This window comes from Alteromonas sp. KUL49 (assembly GCF_006538345.1).
Lineage (GTDB): Bacteria > Pseudomonadota > Gammaproteobacteria > Enterobacterales > Alteromonadaceae > Alteromonas.
In genome coordinates, this window is the sequence record NZ_BJKL01000010.1 from 56,932 (window position 1) to 80,893 (window position 23,962).

Annotated in this window: 19 protein-coding genes and 2 pseudogenes; 10 read left to right on the plus strand and 11 right to left on the minus strand. The window is 45.3% G+C overall.

Annotated elements, in window-relative coordinates; all coding sequences use genetic code 11:
* Both EYS00_RS16435 and EYS00_RS21215 read right to left on the minus strand, forming a co-directional pair.
* Complete coding sequence (locus EYS00_RS16435; RefSeq protein WP_130638559.1) at positions 1–1,182, minus strand: acetyl-CoA C-acyltransferase; 1,182 nt, start codon at positions 1,180–1,182, stop codon at positions 1–3.
* Between the two features lie 3 nt (positions 1,183–1,185).
* Positions 1,186–3,311, minus strand: a pseudogene (locus EYS00_RS21215) (3-hydroxyacyl-CoA dehydrogenase NAD-binding domain-containing protein).
* A 286-nt stretch (positions 3,312–3,597) separates the two neighbouring features.
* On the opposite strand from EYS00_RS21215, the gene EYS00_RS16445 reads away from it, so the two are divergent.
* The 5 genes from EYS00_RS16445 (at position 3,598) to EYS00_RS21060 (ending at position 6,677) form a co-directional block, all read left to right on the plus strand.
* Positions 3,598–4,512, plus strand: coding sequence for a haloalkane dehalogenase (locus EYS00_RS16445; RefSeq protein WP_130638561.1), 915 nt, complete (start codon positions 3,598–3,600; stop codon positions 4,510–4,512).
* 12 nt (positions 4,513–4,524) lie between these two features.
* On the plus strand, positions 4,525–5,289 hold the full coding sequence (locus EYS00_RS16450) for an SDR family NAD(P)-dependent oxidoreductase (RefSeq protein ID WP_130638563.1): 765 nt from the start codon (positions 4,525–4,527) through the stop codon (positions 5,287–5,289).
* Positions 5,290–5,464: 175 nt separating this feature from the next.
* Positions 5,465–5,737 carry a hypothetical protein gene (locus EYS00_RS16455; protein ID WP_130638564.1) on the plus strand — a complete coding sequence of 91 codons (273 nt, stop codon included), beginning with the start codon at positions 5,465–5,467 and terminating at the stop codon, positions 5,735–5,737.
* 182 nt (positions 5,738–5,919) lie between these two features.
* Positions 5,920–6,348, plus strand: coding sequence for a peptidylprolyl isomerase (locus tag EYS00_RS21055; RefSeq protein WP_242618800.1), 429 nt, complete (start codon positions 5,920–5,922; stop codon positions 6,346–6,348).
* Between the two features lie 11 nt (positions 6,349–6,359).
* On the plus strand, positions 6,360–6,677 hold the full coding sequence (locus EYS00_RS21060) for a GlyGly-CTERM sorting domain-containing protein (RefSeq protein ID WP_242618801.1): 318 nt from the start codon (positions 6,360–6,362) through the stop codon (positions 6,675–6,677).
* A gap of 44 nt (positions 6,678–6,721) precedes the next feature.
* Here the strand turns inward: EYS00_RS21060 and EYS00_RS16465 are convergent, their stop codons facing one another.
* The gene (locus tag EYS00_RS16465; protein ID WP_130638565.1) at positions 6,722–8,080 is read right to left on the minus strand and encodes a serine hydrolase; all 1,359 of its coding nucleotides are present in this window, start codon (positions 8,078–8,080) and stop codon (positions 6,722–6,724) included.
* A gap of 121 nt (positions 8,081–8,201) precedes the next feature.
* Here EYS00_RS16465 and EYS00_RS16470 point away from each other — a divergent pair, with 121 nt between their 5' ends.
* Positions 8,202–8,798, plus strand: coding sequence for an SGNH/GDSL hydrolase family protein (locus EYS00_RS16470; RefSeq protein ID WP_165399411.1), 597 nt, complete (start codon positions 8,202–8,204; stop codon positions 8,796–8,798).
* A gap of 30 nt (positions 8,799–8,828) precedes the next feature.
* Positions 8,829–9,474 (plus strand): annotated as a pseudogene (locus tag EYS00_RS16475) (MBL fold metallo-hydrolase).
* A 20-nt stretch (positions 9,475–9,494) separates the two neighbouring features.
* On the opposite strand, the gene EYS00_RS16480 reads toward EYS00_RS16475, so the two are convergent.
* The 4 genes from EYS00_RS16480 to EYS00_RS16495 are packed head-to-tail and all read right to left on the minus strand — an operon-like array spanning position 9,495 to position 13,474.
* Entirely contained in the window at positions 9,495–10,469 is a 975-nt protein-coding gene (locus EYS00_RS16480) for an NADPH:quinone oxidoreductase family protein (protein WP_130638567.1), read from the minus strand.
* 53 nt (positions 10,470–10,522) lie between these two features.
* A complete protein-coding gene (locus EYS00_RS16485) occupies positions 10,523–11,563 on the minus strand; it encodes a phosphotransferase family protein (RefSeq protein ID WP_130638568.1) in 1,041 nt (346 codons plus the stop codon).
* A 10-nt stretch (positions 11,564–11,573) separates the two neighbouring features.
* Positions 11,574–12,788, minus strand: a complete 1,215-nt coding sequence (locus EYS00_RS16490; RefSeq protein WP_130638569.1) for an acyl-CoA dehydrogenase family protein — start codon at positions 12,786–12,788, stop codon at positions 11,574–11,576.
* Positions 12,789–12,799: 11 nt separating this feature from the next.
* Positions 12,800–13,474, minus strand: a complete 675-nt coding sequence (locus EYS00_RS16495; protein ID WP_130638570.1) for a histidine phosphatase family protein — start codon at positions 13,472–13,474, stop codon at positions 12,800–12,802.
* 345 nt (positions 13,475–13,819) lie between these two features.
* On the opposite strand from EYS00_RS16495, the gene EYS00_RS16500 reads away from it, so the two are divergent.
* A complete protein-coding gene (locus tag EYS00_RS16500) occupies positions 13,820–16,366 on the plus strand; it encodes a TonB-dependent receptor (protein WP_130638571.1) in 2,547 nt (848 codons plus the stop codon).
* A gap of 1 nt (position 16,367) precedes the next feature.
* Here EYS00_RS16500 and EYS00_RS16505 read toward each other — a convergent pair whose 3' ends face one another.
* Positions 16,368–17,114, minus strand: coding sequence for an SGNH/GDSL hydrolase family protein (locus EYS00_RS16505; RefSeq protein WP_130638572.1), 747 nt, complete (start codon positions 17,112–17,114; stop codon positions 16,368–16,370).
* A 66-nt stretch (positions 17,115–17,180) separates the two neighbouring features.
* Here EYS00_RS16505 and hemN point away from each other — a divergent pair, with 66 nt between their 5' ends.
* A complete protein-coding gene (hemN, locus tag EYS00_RS16510) occupies positions 17,181–18,554 on the plus strand; it encodes an oxygen-independent coproporphyrinogen III oxidase (protein ID WP_373995577.1) in 1,374 nt (457 codons plus the stop codon).
* A 307-nt stretch (positions 18,555–18,861) separates the two neighbouring features.
* Here the strand turns inward: hemN and EYS00_RS16515 are convergent, their stop codons facing one another.
* Both EYS00_RS16515 and EYS00_RS21065 read right to left on the minus strand, forming a co-directional pair.
* Complete coding sequence (locus EYS00_RS16515; RefSeq protein WP_130638574.1) at positions 18,862–20,226, minus strand: McrC family protein; 1,365 nt, start codon at positions 20,224–20,226, stop codon at positions 18,862–18,864.
* A 6-nt stretch (positions 20,227–20,232) separates the two neighbouring features.
* Entirely contained in the window at positions 20,233–22,596 is a 2,364-nt protein-coding gene (locus tag EYS00_RS21065; RefSeq protein WP_242618802.1) for an McrB family protein, read from the minus strand.
* A gap of 164 nt (positions 22,597–22,760) precedes the next feature.
* Here EYS00_RS21065 and EYS00_RS16525 point away from each other — a divergent pair, with 164 nt between their 5' ends.
* Positions 22,761–23,012, plus strand: coding sequence for a type II toxin-antitoxin system RelE/ParE family toxin (locus EYS00_RS16525; RefSeq protein ID WP_130638576.1), 252 nt, complete (start codon positions 22,761–22,763; stop codon positions 23,010–23,012).
* A gap of 148 nt (positions 23,013–23,160) precedes the next feature.
* Here EYS00_RS16525 and EYS00_RS16530 read toward each other — a convergent pair whose 3' ends face one another.
* Complete coding sequence (locus EYS00_RS16530; RefSeq protein WP_207301724.1) at positions 23,161–23,889, minus strand: ABC transporter substrate-binding protein; 729 nt, start codon at positions 23,887–23,889, stop codon at positions 23,161–23,163.
* Positions 23,890–23,962 lie beyond the last annotated feature (73 nt).

Consider the following 23,962-nt stretch of genomic DNA (forward strand, 5'->3'; position numbering starts at 1 on the left):
CTATATCACTTCAAATAGACCAGCAGCGCCCATTCCGCCACCAATACACATGGTGCAAACTACATATTTCGCACCACGACGTTTACCTTCAATGAGTGCGTGCCCAACCATTCGAGCACCGCTCATTCCGTAAGGGTGGCCAATTGAAATTGCACCACCATTGACATTTAACAATTCATCAGGGATACCAAGCTTGTCTCGGCAGTAGAGCACCTGTACGGCAAAAGCCTCATTAAGTTCCCACAAACCTATGTCATCCATAGTTAAACCATGCTGCTTGAGTAACTTGGGTACAGCGAACACAGGCCCAATACCCATTTCGTCAGGCTCGCACCCTGCAACAGCAATTCCACGATAAATGCCCAGAGGTTGAACATCGCCTTTTCCTGCTGACGCGTCATCCATAATGACGGTCGCACTGGCGCCATCAGATAACTGACTCGCATTGCCCGCCGTTATGCATCCGCCCTCAATCACCGGATTTAGACCCTGTAATCCCTCAAGAGTAGTCTCAGGTCGGTTCCCTTCATCTTTGCTCAAAGTAACTTCTTGCTCCGAGGTTTCCCCTGTCTCTTTGTTAACCACAGCTTTCATGGCGGTAATCGGCACTATTTCGTCGTCAAATTTACCTGCCTCTTGGGCTGCAGCCGTACGCATTTGACTCTGGTAGCCGTATTCGTCTTGTACATCGCGGCTGATGTTGTAGCGGCTAGCCACTACTTCAGCCGTTTGAAGCATTGGCATGTAAATAGACTTATGTTTGGCAACAAGTGCTGGGTCTACGGCACGAAACATATTCATGTTCTTGTTTTGTACCAATGAAATTGAATCCAAACCGCCAGCCACCATTACGTTAGCCTCACCGGTCTGAATGCTTTTTGCCGCTGTTGCGATGGCATACATGCCAGAGCTACATTGACGATCTAAGGTCATTCCAGCGACACTTACCGGTAGGCCGCCTGAGAGTCCCGCCAAACGACCAATGTTCATTCCGCCAGAACCTTGTGTCAGCGCCGCCCCCATGACAACATCGTCAACGGCGGCAGCTTCTATACCTGCTCGTGCAACTGCATTCGCTATGGCGTGACCACCCAATGAAGGTGCAGGTAGGTTGTTTAGCGCGCCCTTATACGCTCGCCCTATAGGTGTTCTTGCTGTACTTACAATGACTGCATCACGCATGTGTTATTCCTTATGCTTAAACTCTGAGAAACTGGTTCCGTTTTTTGCCAACTTGACTAACAAGTCACTTGGCTGAAGCCACATTTCACCGTATTCACCTAGCTGGTCGCGATATGTACAAAGCTTGTCCAACAAGGTACTTAAACCAATTTCATCTGCATATTTCATTGGGCCACCGCGATATACAGGGAAGCCGTAGCCATACACATAGATAACGTCAATATCGCTCGACTTGGCCGCAATCCCTTCCTCAAGGATACAGGCACCCTCATTGATGAGAGTGAATAAACAACGCACCAATATCTCTTCATCACTGATGTTATCTCGTTGCTGCACACCAAGGCGTTCAGCCTCTTGCTTGGCGATTTCTAGTACTTCTGGATCTGGGATTGGTACTCGGCTTCCCGCTTCGTACAGATAAGCTCCTCGACCAGTTTTTAAACCGTTTCGCCCTTTTTCAACTAGGCGATCAGCGACGGCACCATAGGCGGGATCATGTGAGATGAATTCTTGGCGAGATTGACGAACGTAGTAGCCAATATCCAAGCCCGCCATATCTCCCATGGTAAATGGCCCCATTGGCATACCGAACTCAGTCAGTACGCGGTCGACTTGTTCTGGCTTAGCCCCTTCTAGCAATAATCGATTTGCTTCGCGGCCATAAGGTTCAATCATGCGATTACCCACAAAGCCAAAACAAACACCAACGAGCACAGCGACTTTTCTGATGCGCTTAGCGAGCTTCATACACGTTTTAATCACGTCTGCGCCGGTTTGTTCTGCTTTCACTACCTCAAGGAGCTTCATCACATTAGCTGGCGAGAAGAAATGCAGCCCTATCACATCTTGCGGGCGAGACGTGGCTGCTGCGATTTCATTTACATCAAGTGTCGACGTGTTAGACGCCAAAATTGCGCCCGGCTTACAAACCTTATCCAAGGCTTGGAAAACCGCTTGTTTGACTTCCATCTTCTCGAATACGGCTTCAATGACTAAATCGACATCAGCTAGGTCGTCATAGGTTGTAGTGCCGCTGAGAAGCGCCATACGTTGCTCAACTTGGTCTTGCGTTAATTTGCCCTTCTTCGCAGAGTTCTCGTAGTTTTTGCGGATAATCGCTAAGCCTTTTTCAAGCGCTTCTTCTTTGAGCTCAAGCATGGTCACCGGAATGCCTGCGTTAGCGAAGTTCATCGCGATACCACCGCCCATCGTACCCGCACCAATGATTGCCACCTTATTGATTTCTCTCTCCGGCGTGGATTTATCAAAGTCATTCACATGTCCGGCTGCACGCTCTGCAAAAAAGAAGTGTTGTTGCGCTCTCGCTTGAGGCGTCTGCATACACTCCATAAACAGTGCACCCTCATTTTTGAGGCCTTCAACAAATGGCAAGGTATAAGCGCCTTTCACTGCTTCAATACATTTAAGTGGCGCAAAAAAGCCGCGTGCTGCTTTTTTGTTTGAGCAATGACGGCGTCAAATACAGCGTTAATTTCATCGGTAAGTTCTAGCGCAATATCACTCGTGCGCTTGATTGCAGCTTCAGGTGTTAGTGACGAAAGGTACTCTTGAGTATCCACGAGTAGATATTCTGGCTTGTCTGAAATTTTATCAAACACCCCAGGAAGCTTAACCACAGATGTGGGTCTACCAGTGGCTATCATAGTCAAGGCTGTTTGTACGTCGGCTAAGCGCGGTAGACGCTGTGTGCCGCCTGCACCCGGTAAAATACCAAGATTCACTTCAGGCAGCCCGACCTTGTTCTGTGCAAAAGTTATACGATGATGGCACGCTAGTGCTACTTCTAATCCACCACCAAAAGCAGGTCCGGGCAATACTGCGATTACAGGCTTGTAGGCGTTTTCAATTTTATCCAACACCTCTGGAAGCATGGGAGAAAGGTCTCCACCCGAGAACTCGCTGATATCAGCCCCGCCTGAGAACAGCGCCAATGAGGACGTTATCACAACTGCCTGCACTGCCTCGTCAGCTAAGGCACTGTCAATACCGCTAATCAACCCAACGCGTACGTCTCTCGACAGCGCGTTCACGGGTGCGTTTTGCATTGTTAATGTGGCAACGCCTTCGCTAACGGCGTAAACCACTGCATTGTTTTCCATCTGACTCATATGGGTGTCCTAGTTATCACGTTAATCAGATGTTATTTCAGGGGGGTAAATCATCCAAGTTTATTGGTGTTATAGACATACATCATAAACTTTAATATTACTGTCTATCCCTTGTACATCCTGTAATCCTCCTTCAGCACACGCAGAACATGACTTCTTCGTCATTTGACAGATAGCGAATCCAGTGTTTTGTTAACATCTGATTTACAGTTTCTTTGTTCGAAAATAACTCGCACGAATGTGAGTTGAAAGGAAGGGTCACCAGTTGGCCTATGGAGCCTAGTTGATGAAAATCTTAAAAACCGAAGAAAGCGCTTTTGCTAAGATTGCTGATTTCCCGTATACGCCGCATTTTGTCAATGTGACCGACACGGTGAAAAGTGAACTACGCATGGCTTATTACCAAACAGGCCCAAAAGACGGTCATACTGTATTACTGCTACACGGAGAGCCCACTTGGGGTTATCTGTATCGATACATGATGCCTATACTCGCCAGTGCAGGATATAACGTATTGGTGCCTGATTTAATAGGCTTTGGACGCTCCGACAAACCTTCTCGAAAAGAAGATTACACCTACGCGAGGCATCTCATTTGGGTAAAGGATTGGTTTAACCAAGTGGTGCAAGGGCCCTGCACCTTGTTTTGCCAAGATTGGGGCGGATTACTTGGCTTGCGACTGGTAGCAGAACTGCCTGAACGGTTTGCAGGTGTTATGGCGTCGAATACTGGATTGCCCACCGGTGAACATACGCCGTCAGAAGCTTTTTTAAAGTGGCGACGTTTTTCTCAAGAAGTCCCCGTTTTTCCACCCGCTGGTATCGTCAAAGGTGCGACCGTTTCAACACTCTCTGATACAACACTTGCCGCCTATAACGCGCCATTCCCAACGGAAGATCACAAAGCCGGTGCTCGGCAGTTTCCGCTATTGGTCCCCGCTACGCCGGACGACCCTCAGACCCATGAAAATAGAAAGGCATGGGATGCGCTAGCAAACTTTAACAAGCCCTTTATCACCGTTTTTAGTGATAGCGATCCTGTTACCGCGGGCGGCGACAAAATAATGCAGAAGGTCATTCCCGGTTGTCACGGGATGAAGCACACCACCATTAGACAAGGTGGCCACTTTGTGCAAGAAGACAAAGGGCCAGAGCTCGCTAGACTGCTCGTTCAATTCATTCAATCAACTCACAATCTATAGGATATATTCGTCATGGATCCATTGTTAAATTTTTCAAACTTAACTGTGCTTATTACCGGCGCTGGTAGTGGTTTTGGATTGAAGCTCGCAGAAGGTTTAGCCAGTCGAGGTGCCAATTTAGTACTGTCGGATATTAACGAAGATAACTTGGAAAACACCCGCAAATCTGTATCAAAACACACGGAAGCTGTGGCCCTTGCAGGCGATATTGCTGAAGAGTCACTAAACCGAAACTTGGTTGAATTGGCGCTTAATACGTTTGGGCAATTAGACATAGCGGTCAACAACGCAGGAGTCGCACACAACCCCGCACCAGTGCACGAAATGACCGAAGATATTATCGACAAGCAATTTGGCGTAAATGTTAAAGGTGTCATGTTTGGCATGAAGTACCAACTCCCTGCCATGCTCAAACAAAAAGGCGGTCACATTTTAAATGTTAGTTCTCTTGCCGGGCTCGGCGGAGCGCCCAAGGGTGGCGCATACGCAGCTGCCAAACATGCGGTGTCAGGAATCACCCGAACCGCTGCTATCGAATACGGAAGAAAAAACGTGAGAGTCAACGCTATTTGCCCCTTCTACAGCCCCACTAACATTCTCAATGTCGACGGCTACAACACACCAGAAGCACAACAACAACTTGCCATGGGCAGTCCCATGAAGCGTTTGGCGGATCCTCAAGAAGTGGTGAATACCATGATGCTACTCTTGTCTCCAGGCAATAGTTACATGAACGGCCAAACCATTGCAGTAGATGGAGGTGTAACTGCTTGGTGAAGTGTTCAATATACTGAAAGATTATGCATGGGTATTAAATTAGATACCCATGTATGAACGATTGCATTTTGTTTATCAATTCAATGGGTTTTAATGAACTCGAACAAACAAACAAGCCGACCGTCGAAGCGGTTTAGCCGCTTCCTCAGTCAGTTTACTAGTCTAGGAGTATGCAATGAAGTCTTTCAGAATAGCGATAGCCGCAACAGCAATGACTCTTGTAAGTATTTCTGTTTGTGCTGTTCCAACAGTTGAGGTTTCTCAAGAAAACTACAGAACAACCGCTGCTGAAACATATAAGAAGCAACGTTCAAATTCAGTGACGCTAAATGTTGTTGAGTCACGCTCACAACAATCGCGATTGATACATCAAACATCAAACAAGCAACCTGTTAGTCTTATCGTGCCGACACGTTATTCTCAATCAAGTGAGCAAAACCGCACTTAATTCGCAGAAACATCCTCCTTCATAAAAATTTTTACACACAGTCCTATTTACGTAGCGCATTCATTTTACTCAAAAAATAGCTGCAGCGGAGTTAGGTTTCCTTTATTCTGTTGCTCGATTTCTTATAACAACTCAATTTTTTTAACATGCGCAAATTACTTAATTCACGAGCACTCTGTGCTGTGGCATCTGCCACTCTTCTCTCTTTATCACCTATTTTTGCAAATGCTACCGTCGTATTTGTTGAAACCAATATAGGTAACTTCGAAATTAACCTGACTGATGAAGATACGCCCGAAACTGTTGCCAACTTTTTACGTTATGTTGAGGCAGAGCGATATAGCAATGTAATCGTTCACCGCTCTATTAATAACTTCATCACACAAACTGGTGGTTACACGTTTAACAGTGAAACGGGTACGTTAACAGGTGTTGATGCATTTGACCCAGTGGTGAATGAGCCTGTTTTTTCTAACGTACGTGGCACTATCGCTATGGCGAAACTTGGAGGAGATCCAAACAGTGCTACCAGCGAATGGTTTATCAATTTAGCTGATAACAGTGCTAACTTAGATTTTCAGAACGAGGGTTTTACCGTTTTGGTACGGTAATGGGAGATGGCATGGAAGTTATTGATAGTATTGCCGACGTTCCAAAATACAACTCTGGTGGCGCATTTACTGATTGGCCATTGCGTAATGATCCACAAGCGGGTGACCAACTCACATTAGACAATGTAATACTCATAGAATCTATTACTGTGACTGACCCGAACACAGTTACAAATCCAGAAACAAAGCCACCGGCTACTAGCAACACACCTGTTGATCCTCCATCAACGCCTAGTAATCCATCCAGTGACAGCGGCGGTGGCACTATGGGTTGGGCTGCTGTATTCCTTGCTCTTATGGTGGGTTTACGCAGAAAGTTTAAAGCCTAGTAAACGTTACATATACAGGCCGCCTTTAGTTTGCGGCCTGTGTATTACTGATTTAACTCAGCGAGTATTTTGGAAAACTGCACTTCCATCGGATAGTCACCTGAAGTCCAGCCCAATCGCACAACCACGGTATTTTGCGAGGGCAACATCATCACGACTTGCTTTCGGTTACCCATCATAAAGTAGGCGTCTTGCGGAAGCGCAGGCCATATCAGCTTTGGCTCTGGTGAATTCCGGTCACTATTCAGCCAAAACTGATAACCATACTGAGGATAGTTGTCGCTCTCATTGGGTGATGTTGCCTGAGCTACCCAATTTGAGTCTAGCAACTGCACGCCATTAATTTTGCCGTCGTTCACCATTAGCCATCCAAGCCTCGCCCAGTCTCTAGCGCTTGCATAAATGTAAGAGCTTCCGACGAATACACCACTAGGGTCGGTTTCAAACGTAGCTGTGGTTACTCCAGCGTAGTGAAAGATTTCGTTATTCAGAAAATCAACGGTTTGTTGTGTTCCACCTAATTGGTCATGAAGCCATCGGGCGATCATATTGGTCGTTCCCGATGAATAAGAAAAATGAGTGCCAGGGTCAAATGCTAGCTCGCTATCCAGTGCGACATCGGACGCGCTATACGCAGAAAAGAGCATGTGGGTGGAGTCGCTGCCCGGTGCGTAGGTCTCATCAAATGCTAATCCACTACTCATTTGAAGCATGTCTTCCAGAGAAATATTACTACGTGTGTTTGTCCAGTTCCCAAACAAACGCTCTTGTTGCATATCAATATTAGTGCCCAGTGTTGCAAAGCGTCCAACCATGATTGCTGTCAGGCTTTTCCCCATAGACCAGCCAAGCAGTGGTGTAGAGGCATCAATATTGTTTGCATAAGCCTCTGCGACTAACTGGCCATCTTTTACAACGACTAAGGCACGTGTTTGCAGGCCACCAGCGTTATCTTCCGTCAAAAGCGCACTAACTAATTGCTGTAGTTCAAGGTCAATATTGGCAGTACCGCTACCTTTCGGCCAATTCTCGGCCCCAATGGCGTGTGTACTCTGAACAATATTATCGAGCGGACGTGTGTCTCCCACATCAAGTGTACATCCTGTATGCGGTCTATAGGTCGCACTGTTTACAGACAAGCCCTTGAGATCAGCAACCACTCTATTTGGCTCAGAAAAGTCCAAAGCAACCAGTCGTGTTGCTGGTGAATAGGACGCTAGGTCTTCGATGATTTGACCTTCCTCTTGTTTGGAAATGTAATATCCGGAACAAGCGAGTTTGGCTCCCAACCCCGTAGCAACGTCTAACGCTGCTACCAAGTGCCATGGAAAAAAGCCCAAGAAATAGCGAAACGACGTTGTGAAAACGACGAGAATGAACGCGACTGTAACGAGTTTTTTCATAAGTGAGGTATGTTAGCCAAAATTGATTACAAAGCTACCTTACACCTGTGATGCTTTTGTGTCATCGGCTAACACAATGATAAAGTGTTGTTTAACATCTACTAGAATCAATGACTTATTAATGAACAATAACGCCCTTACTCGATCGTTGCTACTGTTTGGCGATTCAATTCTGTCTAATTGGTATCTTCTGTTGCAAAACAACTTAGATAACTGGGAAGTGACAAATAAAGCCGTGAGTGGAGAGACAACCTCAGATCTATTACATCGCCTATCCACAGATTTAGTGGGCCACTCCCACGATGCTGTACTTATCCACGTAGGGATAAACGATATTGCCGGTAATAGTGGTGAGTATTTTCAGGACGACACTGTAGAAAATTTAGCGACAATTGTTAAAGCTGCCAAACAATCTCATACCCATGTATTACTGAGTAACCTACTTCCGGTCACCATCATTCCTTGGCGCGAATGTAGTAACGTTTATCACAGTGTATTGTCGTTGAATGATGAGATAAAAAACCTCGCAATCCGAGAAGATGTCGACTTTGTAGATTTTTTTGCTTGTTTAGCAAACGATGAAGGATTTATGGATAAGGCCGACGCGAAAGATGGCGTTCACCCTAACAAACATAGCTATTGCAAAATGCTATCTGCGCTATCAAACATGTTAGAAAATATGGCACTTGACCCGTCTGGCAAAAACAGAAAAAATTAGCGTCTATCGATTTACCTCACGAGCACAATTTTGAACATCACCGTTATCCCTGTTACTCCTTTTGCACAGAACTGTTCGCTGATTTGGGACCCTGCCACCATGAAGGGCGCATTGGTGGATCCCGGCGGTGACGTAGAAAAACTCAAAAGTGCGGTAAATGAAAACAAGGTAGACATAGAGAAAGTTATTCTGACCCATGGTCACCTCGACCATGTTGGCGGCACACTGGAAATTGCCAAACACTACGATGTACCCATCGTTGGACCTCACTTAGGTGACAAATTTTGGTTAGATGCATTGATGCAGCAAAGCCAGATGTTTGGCTTCCCCCCGTGCGACGCCATTTAGCCCCACTCAATGGCTTGAAGATAATGACACAATCACGTTAGGAACCCTTACACTCGACGTATTACACTGCCCAGGTCATACACCGGGTCATGTGGCGTTAGTCGAGCACAAGAGCAATCAAGTCATTGTAGGCGATATTATTTTTGCCGGATCTATTGGCAGAACTGACTTCCCTCAGGGTAATCACGACCAGTTGATTAGTTCGATCAAAGAAAAGCTACTTGTTTTGCCTGACGATATGAAGATTTATCCCGGTCATGGCCCTACAACGACTATTGGCCATGAACGGAAAACTAACCCCTATGTAGCCTCTAGCCAATGGGGCTGATTGCTACTGTTTACGTTGGCTTATGGCGTGACCACCATCTTACCCTTAACTTGGCGGTTCATAACCTTTTCCATAGCCTCAGTAGCTCTGGAGAGCGGTAGTGCCTCATCTACTACAACCTTTACTTTACCCTGCACGTACCAACCAAGCAGCTCTTGCATGTTTGCCGCAAAACCTTTGGGGTCGTGTTGGGTGAATGAACCCCAGAAAACACCAACAACGGAATAGCCTTTCACTAACGACAAATTCACTGGAAATTTAGGGATTTCTCCACCAGCAAATCCAACCACAAGCAACCTACCTTCCCATGCCATGCTGCGGCTACACGCATGGAATGTATCGCCACCCACACATTCATACACCACATCAGCACCTTTTCCACCAGTGGCTTCCTTCAGTGCGTCTTTTAGATCGTTTTCGGTGTAGTTAATGAGTACATCTGCACCATTCGCTTTAGCCAGCGCAAGTTTCTCTTCGGTAGAACATACCGCTATTACTTTAGCGCCCATGATTTTACCAATTTGCACTGCCGCCAAGCCAGTTCCACCTGCGGCACCAGTAACCACTAGCGTTTCACCCGGTTGAAGTTTGGCCCGCTGCTTAAGGGCATGATGAGCAGTAGCATGGGCCGTGACTAACGCAGCCCCCTCGTTTGCAGGAATACTATCTGGCAGTGGCATGACATGGGTGGCGGGCACCAAGGCCTTTTCAGCGTAACCACCAAGCAAGGGTAATGCGATGACTCTTTGCCCTACCTTAAGATGATTTACGCCCTCACCCAGCTCTGCAATGGTCCCCGCGACTTCGTTCCCCGGAATAAAAGGAAATGGCGGCTGCATTTGATACAAACCTTGCACTAGCAAGCCATCAGGAAAGTTAACCCCCGCTGCTTCGATATTAACCACAACGTGCCCAGCTTTAACCACAGGGTCAGCAATGTCTTTGTACTGTAATTCATCTACTGGCCCAAAGGCTTCACACACAATAGCTTTCATAGTTGATCCTTTTACTCTCGAATTTCACATCTAACCATGCTTACAAAGCATAGCTACGACGATTGATGAATAGTTTGATTCGCGATTTGCGCGAGTGGACGCACCATAGCGCCGAGTTGCATGGCTTTCTCGCTCGAGGCATTACCATCGTGAGCACGCTTTACTACACCTTGTAAAATCGCGGCCAGACGGAAAAAACTAAACGCTAGATAGAAAGTCCAATTGTCGATACCGTCAATGCCTCGTCTCTCGCAATACGCTTTGATATAAGCTTGCTCTGAGGGAATTCCTAATTCATCACGATTTAAGCCGCCTAATCCTGCAGCATGAGCAATATTCGCAGGAAGCCTAAGCTGCATGCATTGATAAGCTAAATCGGCGTAGGGATGACCAAGGGTAGACAGTTCCCAATCAAGTACAGCAATAACTTTTGGTTGAGCAACGTCGCTCATATCAAACATCATGTTATCAAGACGGAAGTCACCGTGGACCAGACTCACCTGACCGTCGTCTTCAGGAAGATTGTTTTCTAAGTAGGTAATGAGAGACTCTATCTCATCAACTTTTTCCAGCTCAGAGGCTCGGTATTGCTTGGTCCAGCGACTCAACTGACGTTCAAAATAGCTGCCCGGTTTGCCGTAATCACTTAATCCAGCAGAGTCGATATCTACACTGTGAAGTGCAGCTAACACGCGATTCATCTCGTCATACATAGCACCGCGAGTAGTTGGTGATTCAATTTCAGGAAGCGCACTGTTCCAGAATATATCGCCATCCACAAGTGCCATTATGTAGAACATACTGCCGATGACTTGGGTGTCTTCACACAAGTGAAACACTTCTGGTACCGGCACATCGCTTCCCGCCAAGGCTTTGATCACACGATATTCTCTGTCTACTGCATGAGCAGATTTTAGCAATTTACCCGGCGGCTGACGACGCAATACAAATTCGCCGCGATCTGTGACGAGTTTGAATGTAGGGTTTGATTGCCCGCCGGCAAATTTTTCTGCTGCAGTGACTGTGCCGATACTTGGTGCAAACTCTGCTAAGTACGCATTTAACTGGTTTAAATCTAAGGAATGTGCGCTCACAACCGCTCCTCTATCCGTTGTAATCTGCAATTAGGTTGCGACCTAACTGCATCATGTGAACTTGGTCTGGGCCATCGGCCAAACGAATGGTTCTAGCGTAGGCGTACATTGCCGATAACACAAAGTCTTGGCTGGTACCTGCGGCACCGTGCATTTGAATAGCCTCGTCAATCACATTGCACGCCATTGTTGGTGCAACAATTTTGATTGCCGCAATAAGGTCACGAGACACTTTGTTTCCGTAGCGATCCATCTTGTCCGCCGCTTTGAGTGTTAGTAGTCTCGCTTGTTCTATATCGCAGTGCATTTTAGCAATACTCTCGCGCACAGATTGTTGCTTACTCAGTGGTTTACCAAAGGCAACCCGTTGCTCAACTCGTTCACACGCCATATCTAATGCACGTTGGGCACAACCAATTAAACGCATGCAGTGATGAATTCGACCGGGCCCCAATCGCCCTTGGGCAATTTCAAACCCCTTGCCCTCGCCCACAATGAGATTGCTCGCGGGTACTCTTACGTTGTCGAATAGCACTTCGGCGTGTCCAACGGGTTCATCGTAATACCCCATGGCTGCCATTGGTCGGACAACAGTCACACCTTTGGTATCCATAGGTACAAGTATTTGTGATTGCTGTTGGTGGCGAGGGGCATTGACATCAGTTTTGCCCATCACAACCATAATTTTACAATTTTCGTTCATCGCACCACTGGTGTACCACTTTCGGCCGTTAATGACATACTCGTCACCATCGCGAGTAATCGACGTTTCTATGTTCGTGGCATCACTGGACGCAACCGCAGGTTCTGTCATTGCAAATGCAGAGCGTATTTCTCCGTTAAGCAGTGGCTCTAGCCAGGCTTTCTTCTGCGCATCATCACCGTACTTCGCCAATACTTCCATGTTGCCAGTGTCAGGGGCACTACAATTAAAAATCTCCGAACTGAACAACACGCGACCCATTTCTTCGCATAGTGGGGCATATTCTGCGTTCGTTAAACCCGCACCATAAGGCTTGTATTCTTCAGGAAGAAATAAATTCCACAAACCAGCATCCTTCGCTTTTTGTTTGAGCGATTGCATGATCTCTGGTGTCTTCCAGCGATTTTCACCATTCTCGACGGCATGTATGTATTCTTTCTCAATCGGATAGACTTCTTTTTCCATAAAGTCTCTTAATTGAGCTAGCAGAGCCTGCGTCTTTTCGTTGTAATCAAAGTTCATAGTTGCCTCGGTTAACTGTAAGTAATGCCGTGTAGCCGGTCGATGACATCAAGGTGAGGTACACTGTTAAAACTGTTCAGGTGTACTCCTTTCGCATTGGCGAAACACTGAGAGAAACTGGCGTTTCGTATTTGTAAATTCATGTTGATCACCATGGGAGCGTCATAACCCAAAATATGCTTAAGCATCATGGCAATAGCTCCGCCAGAGGTTACAACGAGCGCTTTCCTCGCGCCTGACGATTGAAGCGTTGTCAGCATATTAAGTGTTCGGTTTTCGAACTCTGCCCATGTCTCATCCAATTGATTGGTATCAAGCTCATTTTTAGCCCATGCCAGCATGGCTTTTTTCAATAAGCGGTAATAGTCGGCAGGCGGCGCTCCCTCTGCGACTTGGTCTTCTGGATGCAAAGCCAAGTAGGCACGAGCGACTGCTTGAAAATTAAATTCATTGAGTTCAGAGGAAACTGTGGGTTCTGGAAGATAATCCAGTCCCTCTTTGATACCGTCAGCGGTTTCTTGGTGGCGCACCATATCACCGCGATACAAGGCGTCGAACACTACATCCCGTTCTCGAAAGTATTTCCCAAGCCACTGCGCCTGCTGCACGCCCAAGTCACTGAGTTTGTCGTAATTCGCCTTACCAAATGATGCCTGGCCGTGACGCACTAAATAGATATCTGTCATATTTTTTACGCTTACCCTGTTTTCCTCAAAACCTTCGTCTATGCTCAATGCAAATACCCGTGCAGTGATAGACAGGAATTGAAGAGTAGCTTGTTACAATTATGTAAAATCATCAGTGAGCATAGTAAAAAAACTGAACCCCATAAGTTTAATTGATAATATGAATGTGCATTCATCATGTGAAACTATGGAATTTTCAGAGATCCAGTTTTGAAATACCTCTCTGGGTGTGTTGGAATGAGTCCGCCTTCAGGTATCCGCGGATTGGTTCGCTACGCTTACGCATCGGTTTAGTCGAGTATTCACTCCTCTAACAAATATTCAGGTAAGAAGAAGACATTATTTATGGTAAGGAACAAAGCTCAGCTTTTGAGTGGTTTATTGTGCTCAGTGGCGCTCGTCTCGTCAGTAGCAGCACAAGAAGATAACGAAGACAATATTGAGGGTTTGGAACGCATCATTGTTCAAGCACAGAAAACCTCTCAGAACTTACAGGATGTTCCCGTGGCGGTATCTGTTTTTTCAGGGACAGCGCTGGAAGAAACCGTTTCTTTGGATATTTTTGATATTCAGAACTACGTGCCCGCATTCGCCGCATTTCAAAGCCAAAGTGTCACTAACTCAAGTTTTTCTGTACGCGGGGTTGGTACTTCATCACAAAACTTTGGGTTTGAATCATCTGTGGGCCTTTACGTTGACGGCGTTTATCGCTCTAGACAAAATGCGCTTATCAACGACCTCATCGATATTGGCACCATAGAAATTCTCAGAGGGCCACAAGGCACGTTGTTCGGTAAAAACACACCTGCGGGCGCAGTTACCATTAATACGGTTGCACCTGGTTTCGACAGTAGCGGCTTTGCAGAGCTGGTGTTAGGTAATGACAATCTGATTCGATTGGCCGGTGCAAAAGATCTTACGCTGATAGACGATACACTTGCGATGCGTATCAGTGGTTTTAAAACCAAAGGGGATGGCTTTGTCACAGAAGCTGAGTCCGACACAAGGTTAAATAACAGAGACCGTTGGGGGGCTAAACTTCAGCTGCTGTATACGCCATCAGAGCAGACTTCAGTACGAATCATTGCTGACTATGGCGAGCTTGACGAGAGATGCTGCGCGGCATTGACATGGCAAGGAAACCTAACGGCCAATGACATCCCCGGGAAATTTGGTACTGACGCTATTTTGGCTCAGCCTCCTTTCAATGCAACCTTGTACACCAAAGACGACTACTACGATTTTACCACCTCGCTGTCACAACCTCCTTTGTCACAGATGGAGGATCAAGGGCTTTCAGTGCAAATTGATCATGAATTTTCTGACGCGCTGTCCTTGGTGAGTATTTCTGCGTATCGCAGTTTTGACAGTCTAGATATTATCGATACTGATTTTTCTAACGCTGACCTGCTGACGGCCACTAATGACGCTAGCCAGCAATCATTCTCACAAGAACTGAGACTCCACTACAACACGGATAAAGCACGCACAATGGCCGGGTTGTATTACTTCTCGCAAAATCTAGACTTAGATTTTAATACTACTACACAGTCACAGTTTGACGCCTTTTTCGCAGTTTTAGGCGCACAGCTGCTGCCACTGGCACAAGGCATCGACCAACTCAGCGCGCTCTCGGGTGGTCTAATTGCCCCTAGCGCAGCACCTGCACCGGGAAATACGGCATTTGCGCACTCTGCGAATCAAGAGCAAGACAGCTATGCCCTATTTTTGCAGACTGACTGGCTGCTTAGCGACAAACTCACATTAACGACTGGCCTTCGCCAAACGTGGGAAGACAAAAGCATTGAAGGGCAATTCACGGAACAAGGTCCAGGTATCAACAATTTACCGCAAGATCCAAGCCTTTGGCCCAATCCCACTGTTGCAGTAGGTGCACTACAGGATATTGGCCTTGCACTTGCCACGGGTAATCTCCCTAGTGCCGATGCATTAGCGGGTATTGCTCCTTTTCAACAGGCCGGTTGGGGTTATTTCTTCTTGGGTTCAGCAGCTGTGCTACCTCGACCTCCGCTCAATGAAGAACTCAATGATAATCAGCTCACAGGTACATTAAAGCTGGCCTATGCGATAGATAAAGACAGTCTTGTGTATGGCGGATTTTCAACCGGCTACAAAGCGGGAGGTACCAACACGGATCGTATTTTAACGTCTCTCGACCCGATATTTGAGGCTGAAAAAGCCCAATCTTGGGAGATAGGTTACAAACTTGAAGTGCCCCATATGAACCTTCGAGTAAATACTGCGGCTCACTACAGTCAAATCAAGGATTTTCAGGCCACGACCTTTACAGGAACGGGCTTTAACTTGCAAAATGCCGGCGATATTTCTGTAAAAGGTCTAGAACTAGAAGCCCTTTGGCAGGCCACTGACAACACGCAGATCACCCTTGCCGCCGCGCATACCAATGCCACCTTTGACACTTTTGAACGGGGCACCTGTTGGGTAGCCTACACGTGGCATACGGGCATTGACGATACCGGAAGGTCCTCACCCACGACTCCTTATTGCGACAGAAGTGGCGATCGTCTCGGATTTGAACCAGAGAACACCCTTGCCGTTAGTGTGAATCAAGACTTTGTGTTAGCAAATCAGTCCATGAGACTCAGTATCGACTATCAATACACGGGTGATTTGATGCTTGACGATTCAAACGATCCGTACAAGCAATCGGACAGCTACAGCCTAGTCAATGCAAGGCTGTTAGTGCCTATTGAACAATGGGATGCGGAGATTACCTTGTGGTCTAGAAACCTTCTTAACGAAGAGTACGTGGCTCGCAATGGTTTTGACGTACCCGTACAGGCGGGGAAAATTATGGCCTACCCCGGTGCTCCGCGCAGTTACGGATTGAGTATGCGCAAGCAGTTTTAATCTATTGGCTGAGCGAAGATATTTGCTCAGCCGCCACTCTCGCCCAACTCTTATAGGTTGCTCGGCCTGGGTGAAACCCATCAGAAGCCATCAATGCCGAGTTGTCGCTGCCATTAGTTTGCAATACATCGAATTTCAACACTGACACACCCTCACTGTGCTCTGTAATGTCACTTAATACATCAGACAATATGTTAGCCCTCAATCCGAGAACCCAACGCAAGGGCTGAGGTAGCGCAGGGAACTTACCCATGGGCGGCAAATCACTGAATATGACATGCTTGGCATTGTGACGTTGTTGCAGGCATTCGATAATTTGGTGAATATTCGCTTTCCATAAAGCCAACGACGCACGAGAAGTCACATCATTCACGCCGATTGAGACAAGCACTGCTGGGTTGCCTTCTTGGTTTTCTGGCCAAGACTGAACCACCCCAAGCAAGTCTGAGCTAGTTCGCCCGGTGCTGGCATCAAGCTGCCACTTGAGACTAAATCTTTGTTCCAGCTGACCAACGAGTTGACCACTCAGAGCTTCATTTTGATGTTCAACGCCCACGCCAGCGGCAGCAGAATCACCTAATATCCACACTGCTAAATTCGGGTAATTATTGGATACGAAACCTTGCCTAGCCCCTTTAGGTTCCGGTAATTTAGGCGTTGTCGCTCTCACACGTTTACCTTGTGCAATTAATACCGGAGCCAAGAGCACAAGTACCACATTAAATAACACTAATTTGAACGAGATCAATACGACTCCTTTCGCTAATAGGTAAACTGCGCCGCATTACTCAGATGACGATAAACATCCAGCACAATGACAATGAATACAATCACATCTATTTGTACCCGTAATCTTGCCAAATATGCCCAATCAGCACCGCGCTATACCTCCTACCCCACGGCACTAAAATTCAGTCATATTCAGGAGCAAGATGTTACCTTGGCATCTGAGAGCTATGGTAGCGATAGCCTGAGTTTATATATTCACATCCCGTTTTGCCACACCCTGTGCTACTACTGTGGATGCAACAAAATAGTAACGCGACACCAAGACAAAGCGGATGGCTACCTTAATTATCTGCAAAAAGAAATCGAGATAAAACGCTATTTACATCAGGAAAAACGGATTGCTTCGCTGCATCTAGGCGGGGGTTCACCTAGCTTTCTCACTTCAGGCCAACACAAACGATTGATGGCCTTGCTTGATGCCAATTTTGTTTTTGAAGACGGGTGCGAAAAATCCATTGAGCTCGACCCAAGGCACGTTGATACTGATTACCTAAAAGCACTCTCCAACCTTGGTTACAACCGGGTGAGCTTTGGACTTCAAGACGTCGACCACAAAGTACAGACCGCAATCAATCGCGTACAAAGTACTGCTCATATTTCCGACTTGGTCTTTGCGGCTAAATCTCATGGCTTTCATTCAGTGAATCTCGATCTCATTTATGGGTTACCTCATCAAACCTTAGAGACCTTTTCAACCACACTATCTGCAACTTTGGCAATGATGCCTGATAGAGTTTCGCTATTTAGTTACGCTCACCTTCCCACCCGCTTTGCAGCACAACGGAAAATTGACGAGTCATTTCTTCCTGATGCGACATTAAAAGCAGCACTTTATGACCTTGCAGTAAATCACTTTACTAGCAAAGGCTTCGACATGATTGGGTTGGATCACTTTGCTCGCACTACAGATACTCTCGCCATTGCAAAGAAAAACGGCGAACTACATAGGAATTTTCAGGGCTACACCACCCGTGGAGATACTGATTTATTGGGTATTGGCGTGTCTGCCATTAGCACCATTGGCAACGCCTATGGGCAAAACCCAAAAGTACTCAAAGACTATTACGAGTGCATTGACGAGAATACCCCATTGACCAAGGTGGGTTTACTGCTCACTGACGACGACCTCATACGTCGAGAAGTCATCATGGCGTTAATGTGTAACCTTAACGTTGAAAAATCCGCTATCGAATCTAAGTTTGCCATTAATTTTGACGAGTATTTCGCTGAAGAACTCACGCTGCTTGAAGAAGTTGCTAGAGATGGATTGATTGAACTAGGTGCCGAACGCCTACATGTACCCGAAAAAGCGCGCATATACATTCGGGCTATTTGTGCACACTTCGATGCGTATTTTAAAGACGTAGGGCTTAGTGCGCGTTACTCTAAAGCCATTTAGTTGTTTAGTATTTCATATTTAACGACTTTCCTACTCGCTCTAGCGACTGATGGCAATAGACAAACAGCAGACGTTCAACGCCGCGTTAAGCGGTGAGGATTAATTGGCGATATTGTGAAGCGAAGCGGAATAGAGCCAACTGTTACGAATTCGACTTTGACGCCTTGCTTAGTAGCTCTTCAGTGATACTGCAAACTACTTTTTGAAAATTTAAGACGCCATCATAACTTAATTGCACTCTATCTAGACGAATACTTGAATCGACCATACTTTATTAGACAGATTTTCTTTTGAATTCTTGACAGACTTAATTGACATTTTTATTTGAAAAATATGACGTCTTAGTATTTCCGGTGGCTACGATACTTGGACTGCCTAACTCCGCTAACATTTTATTGTTTGTACTATTCAAATTGGTATCTTTGGAGACTGCATCGTACGGTATGACCCACAACTTAAGCTTTTCATCAAAATCAAAACTGTGCTCAATAGGTTGTGTAAATCCATCGTGTTTTGGATAAATCAAAACCAAATTACCGTTACCACCGAGGTATTTATGGCCATAAGCAAACATTTGATAAAAGTCGACTTGTGACAGTCCGTATTTGTCGGTGCCATTATTTAGGCTTTCATCTATTAACTTCCACTTGGTATCCAAAATAACCGTGGTTTCACCATTTTCTTTGATTTCTAAATCTGGTTTTAGGTTGAAGAAGCGCGTGTCGCCATGGGTAACCAGGTATTTTGACCGAGCTTGTGCACTGAGTGTCATATGGTTTGGCAAGGCTCGATGTAACTGTTGTGCTACGTAACTTTCAAATACCAGCTCCATGGGGAACAATAGCGACATTGCGTTGCGTTGCCCTTTAAGGGTAAGTGGCGAAAAGTTATTGAGGATGAGCTCCGCCCATTTGAGTGGTACTTTGTAATATCCCATTCCTCTATCGAGCTTTACCTTCGAAAAGTCGGCTTTGATGTCTTTACTTTTTTGTACCTCGTCAAAAACAAAATTTAGCTCGCGAAGTAACTTTTGGCTCTGCGCCGATTTAGATATCTTAGCCACCTTGAGCAATGCAGTATGGATAAGTCTGTTTGCTGGCCTGTCTAACAGGTACTCGTCGTATTCAACAAAAAACTTATGTTTATTCACTAAGTTCTTTTTAAGTTGTTGCCCCACCAGCAATTTGCCTTTTAAATAAAACAGGTTGTCTTGTTGTTTTACATAGCCGCTCTTTAACCCACGTTTCACCAACTCATTAACGGACTTTAAAAACTGGCTTATAAAAACTTCCAGTAATGGAACTTTGGCCTTGCTAATATCAGCTGAGCTAGTTTGAAGATGGTTAAAACCTTTTAACGCGGTAAGCATATTCAGCAGTGCTTTTCGAGCATTTGAGTGTGCGTTTTCGTCTTCGCCTTTTGCGATTTTAGGAAGAACCTCTATCTGTGTACCGTCCGGAGTCAAGATCACGCCGGCGTAGTTCTGCACTTGCAGAACCGCCGCACCGTCTCGGTTTCTGAGTTTGAGAAACGGGGTATCAGAATCGTCACAAATACACAGATTTTGAAGGTGTTCAAACGCTGCCTTTGGAATCGAGGTTATACGACTGGATGCTTGCGAACGCTCGCAAGCACCTAAACATCCGTATTCGGTTACAGTGGTATGAAGCATACTACCTTATACCTCAGAGTCCGTAACTTGATGGCCTTGGTAAATACCTCTATAAGCAGCAGGATTATTCCAAGAGCTCTCTTCATCTTTAAAACTAGAGACTTCAAAGCGTTTGTTTAGGGCATCTTCTTGCGAGAAATAACCGTCATCTAAACCGCTGTTTGAACCAAACAAATATGTAAACGAAACGCTCACTTCCTTGACAAACTCATTTTGTTTTGTTTTTTGGTTGTCGCCCAATACCAAACGGATCTTATGCCAATCTTCAAAGAAGTACTCTTCTAGAAGTGGCAATATCTTGTTCTGAAAAACGGATTTTAGTTTGTTGAATGCAGCATCTTCACCTTGAGTCTCAAGCACTTCTTTTACTGGGAAAAAGAATGCGTGCCCTAAGGTATGCTCTCTATCGTAAAGGACTTCAATACGCTGGTTAAGCTTGGTCAGTAACTGCCCTAGATTTATACCCTTAACATTAGTTTCATTGAAGTGACTGGCATCCGGCATCATCTCTTTAAAATCAAAACGACGACGCAGTGCCGTATCCATCATTGCCAAAGAACGGTCTGCCGTATTCATTGTACCGATGATGTAAAGGTTATCGGGCACTGAAAAAGTATCACCAGAGTATGGAAGTGTAAGCTCTAAAGACTCCGAATTGCCCTCGCCGCTGCGCTTGGAATCTTCAATAAGGGTGATCAATTCACCAAAGATTTTAGAGATATTGCCTCGGTTGATTTCATCTATGACTAAGACGAAGTTTTCTTTTGTAACTGCGTTAAAACCGATACTTTCAGTTAATCCATGATTTGAACGAAGGTACGCCAGTATCGCTTTTGCATATGATGGGTTATATATGCCTTTCGCAGACTCGTCTTCGTATAATCGAACAATATTCTCGATCGAGACGGGGTAACCATTTTTTAGGTCTTCTTGGAGGCTTTCCTTTGGAAACACTCTGAATGTCGACTTTCCGAGGTAAGTCACGTCAAACGCTTTGCCACGACTAGTATATAAAGTAATGAGGTCCAACTCTTCGATTTCTGCATTGAACGATTCGAGTGCAGTATTGATTTCCTTTACACTTTTTGTATTACTTAAAGAAGCTGAACGACAAATGTTCTTGAAAATACCTGAGGCAACTTCATAACTCACGTCACTGTTTTCAGACGTCGCCTTTAACCCCTCTACAAACTCTTCATAGCCATAACTTTGATGAAAAGTAACGAACTGAATTCTACCTTCACCGATTAGCCTGTCATACTCGGCCTTAAGCTCTTCACGAGTTGACGACGCAAATGAAGGGTCTGCAGCCATGACTGCGGCTTCGATAGTATGAAAGGTTTTACCGGTTCCTGGTGGCCCATAAAGAATTTGATTAAGAGGCGAGGCGCTTTTCATTTTGTATTCCTTAGCATTAGATTCTGACACCTTCCCGCTCGGGCGGTTAGTTTGGTTTTTCTCTAATTCGTCGAATTGGATCCAAATCGCAAAGTTAACTTTGATTGGATGTATATCTTTTGAGCCCAACCTCTCAAGGGCTTGTTTCAGTTCTAAGTTGTTCTGAAACCAGCTTCCATCGAGATGAAGATTTAATTTGAATCGAGAAGAAAGATATTTAGCGACTTTTAGAAAGCTTTGTTCGTTAACTGTTGAGGTCACTAAATCAGGCGCAACCGCGGCGAACACTCTGTTTGCGGTAGCTTTCGGTAAGTGCCTTAATTTCCCCTGCTCTTTCAGCCCTTGAAGACGCGATAAAACATACTGATAGGTTTCTTCCGATGGAGACTCTACAATTCGAACGGTCATCTCTCGGAAGGCGTCTTTGCTTTCTAGAAATTCCGCACCGGAAGGTTTACCTTGTGGTAGTCCAGATACATGATTGTCTCGTTGTTGCCACAAACGATGAAGCGTATCGTCGTCGCCCGGTCGAGTCATCGCCATCTCATAAGTCTCTTTATATCCCTCAAACCACTTACTAGGATCTTCGGTTGCATTAGACAGCATGTGCTCGACATATGTGGCAAAACTCTCTTGTTCGCTAGCGAGACTGTCGTAAAGCTCACATAGCTCTGTTAATTCTGACTGTTCATAGATTGTGAATTTAGAAATAGAGTGGCCAACACCAAGAGAGTTCGTCGCATTCAGATTACTATGCCGAGATGAGTCATCCGCTGCATAAATCTCTAACGGCATTTTTATATCGGCAACTGCAGGAACACTAGCTGCGTATATTGTTGCTCTAGAGGTTGTACCAACCGCCAATGCCAACTCCATACCTTTTGAATTAACAAATATGTCGAGTTTTTTAGTGCTTTTTACTGGCTGGCCATAATTTGTCGTTAGATAGGCCTTTGCTTCCGTATCGTTCATAAACATTCCTAACTTACTAATTCTTATAGCTTAAACAACAATTGTGAAGTCAATATGTGCATTATTAACTATCTTCACTGATTAACCCGGCAAACAAGTTCACCAACGGAAAATGCCTCTTGGCGATTCATTGCCGTCGCTAGCGCACATACTCAGGATCACAATTGGCGCTTCTTGGCCTTGAAACTATCAACACTTCCAACTTTAGCGCTTGGACCGAATGCGGCTTGCAACTTGGTTACTTGGTGGCTATTGGTAAGACCTCAGCGCTAGCTGCACCAAGAGATGACATAAAGAAAGGGTGTTTTTCGTCTATCGTCAGCAAACATACGATTATTTTCAGAAAATTCGAATACGGCATTCGAGTTATTAGAGTTCTACATCAATCCATGGATTTTGCTCGGCACATTGGATGAAAATGGATAGACTTACTATTTATGAGAAATACGAATATTTTGCCGCGTCGATATATGCTCGTAATCATTACGGAAATAACAAAGGCCGAGTAAGTAGGTTCACTTCAGTACCAATCAGCAGGAGCTTTTTTATTTATGGGGTTAAACTCTAATTTTTACTCGCATGATAATCCTTTAAGTATTTACGAAGAATATGCTCATAAGTACCGTTTTCTTTTATATGCTTGAGCCCTTCTTCGAAATCATTGCGCACCGTTTCGTCCCAAAAAACATTGTGAAAACCAAATTTGTTACCGAATATCCTCGACACGTTATACTCAATATCCGTATCTCTGAATTCACTGATCTCTTTGTAATACAGGAAAATTTCATACGCCAATACGATTACTTCCACCCGATTGCGGAAAAGCATCTCAACTTGCCGTTGTTGATCTGCAATCTCATGATATTTTTCGTTTTTTGCATTTTCCTCAGCAATATTCGAAAACTCTACACCATAAAACTGATTGGCTCTTTGGTGAGCGAGAATAGACTTACCTTTTAAATCACTGATGCCTGAAATCATCCCTTCTCGGTTATTAATTTGGATAGCAACCGTTTGATATTCAGGGAGAACTATATCCGAATAGAACACTTCAAGGCCGTCATAGCTTTTCATGGTTACGATAGAGGCATCAACCTGCTTATTGGTAAATGCAATCGGAAGACGACCATAGGGGAACCCCACAAACTCTGGCCAGTAACCCATCGCAGAGAGGCTCTCACGAATGATTTCTACTTCCACACCAGCAATATTTCCCTCCTCAGCAAAGCTATAAGGCGGAAAATGGGCAACACCAATGGTAACTACCCTGTCACTGGCCTGACTGGTAGACAAAACCGAACAAAAGAGGATAAAAGCGAAGGCGAACCATTTTGTATTCATAATTAAAAATATAGCAGAGGGAAAA

Excerpts from the sequence above, each read along its gene's own strand:
- hemN (WP_373995577.1), top strand. The coding sequence starts at position 17,181 with ATGACAATGAATACAATCACATCTATTTGTACCCGTAATCTTGCCAAA.
- EYS00_RS16445 (WP_130638561.1), top strand. The coding sequence starts at position 3,598 with ATGAAAATCTTAAAAACCGAAGAAAGCGCTTTTGCTAAGATTGCTGAT.
- EYS00_RS21065 (WP_242618802.1), bottom strand. The coding sequence starts at position 22,596 with ATGAACGATACGGAAGCAAAGGCCTATCTAACGACAAATTATGGCCAG.
- EYS00_RS16470 (WP_165399411.1), top strand. The coding sequence starts at position 8,202 with ATGAACAATAACGCCCTTACTCGATCGTTGCTACTGTTTGGCGATTCA.
- EYS00_RS16465 (WP_130638565.1), bottom strand. The coding sequence starts at position 8,080 with ATGAAAAAACTCGTTACAGTCGCGTTCATTCTCGTCGTTTTCACAACG.
- EYS00_RS16490 (WP_130638569.1), bottom strand. The coding sequence starts at position 12,788 with ATGAACTTTGATTACAACGAAAAGACGCAGGCTCTGCTAGCTCAATTA.
- EYS00_RS16480 (WP_130638567.1), bottom strand. The coding sequence starts at position 10,469 with ATGAAAGCTATTGTGTGTGAAGCCTTTGGGCCAGTAGATGAATTACAG.
- EYS00_RS16495 (WP_130638570.1), bottom strand. The coding sequence starts at position 13,474 with ATGACAGATATCTATTTAGTGCGTCACGGCCAGGCATCATTTGGTAAG.
- EYS00_RS16455 (WP_130638564.1), top strand. The coding sequence starts at position 5,465 with ATGAAGTCTTTCAGAATAGCGATAGCCGCAACAGCAATGACTCTTGTA.
- EYS00_RS16515 (WP_130638574.1), bottom strand. The coding sequence starts at position 20,226 with ATGCTTCATACCACTGTAACCGAATACGGATGTTTAGGTGCTTGCGAG.
- EYS00_RS16450 (WP_130638563.1), top strand. The coding sequence starts at position 4,525 with ATGGATCCATTGTTAAATTTTTCAAACTTAACTGTGCTTATTACCGGC.
- EYS00_RS21060 (WP_242618801.1), top strand. The coding sequence starts at position 6,360 with ATGGAAGTTATTGATAGTATTGCCGACGTTCCAAAATACAACTCTGGT.
- EYS00_RS16500 (WP_130638571.1), top strand. The coding sequence starts at position 13,820 with ATGGTAAGGAACAAAGCTCAGCTTTTGAGTGGTTTATTGTGCTCAGTG.
- EYS00_RS16435 (WP_130638559.1), bottom strand. The coding sequence starts at position 1,182 with ATGCGTGATGCAGTCATTGTAAGTACAGCAAGAACACCTATAGGGCGA.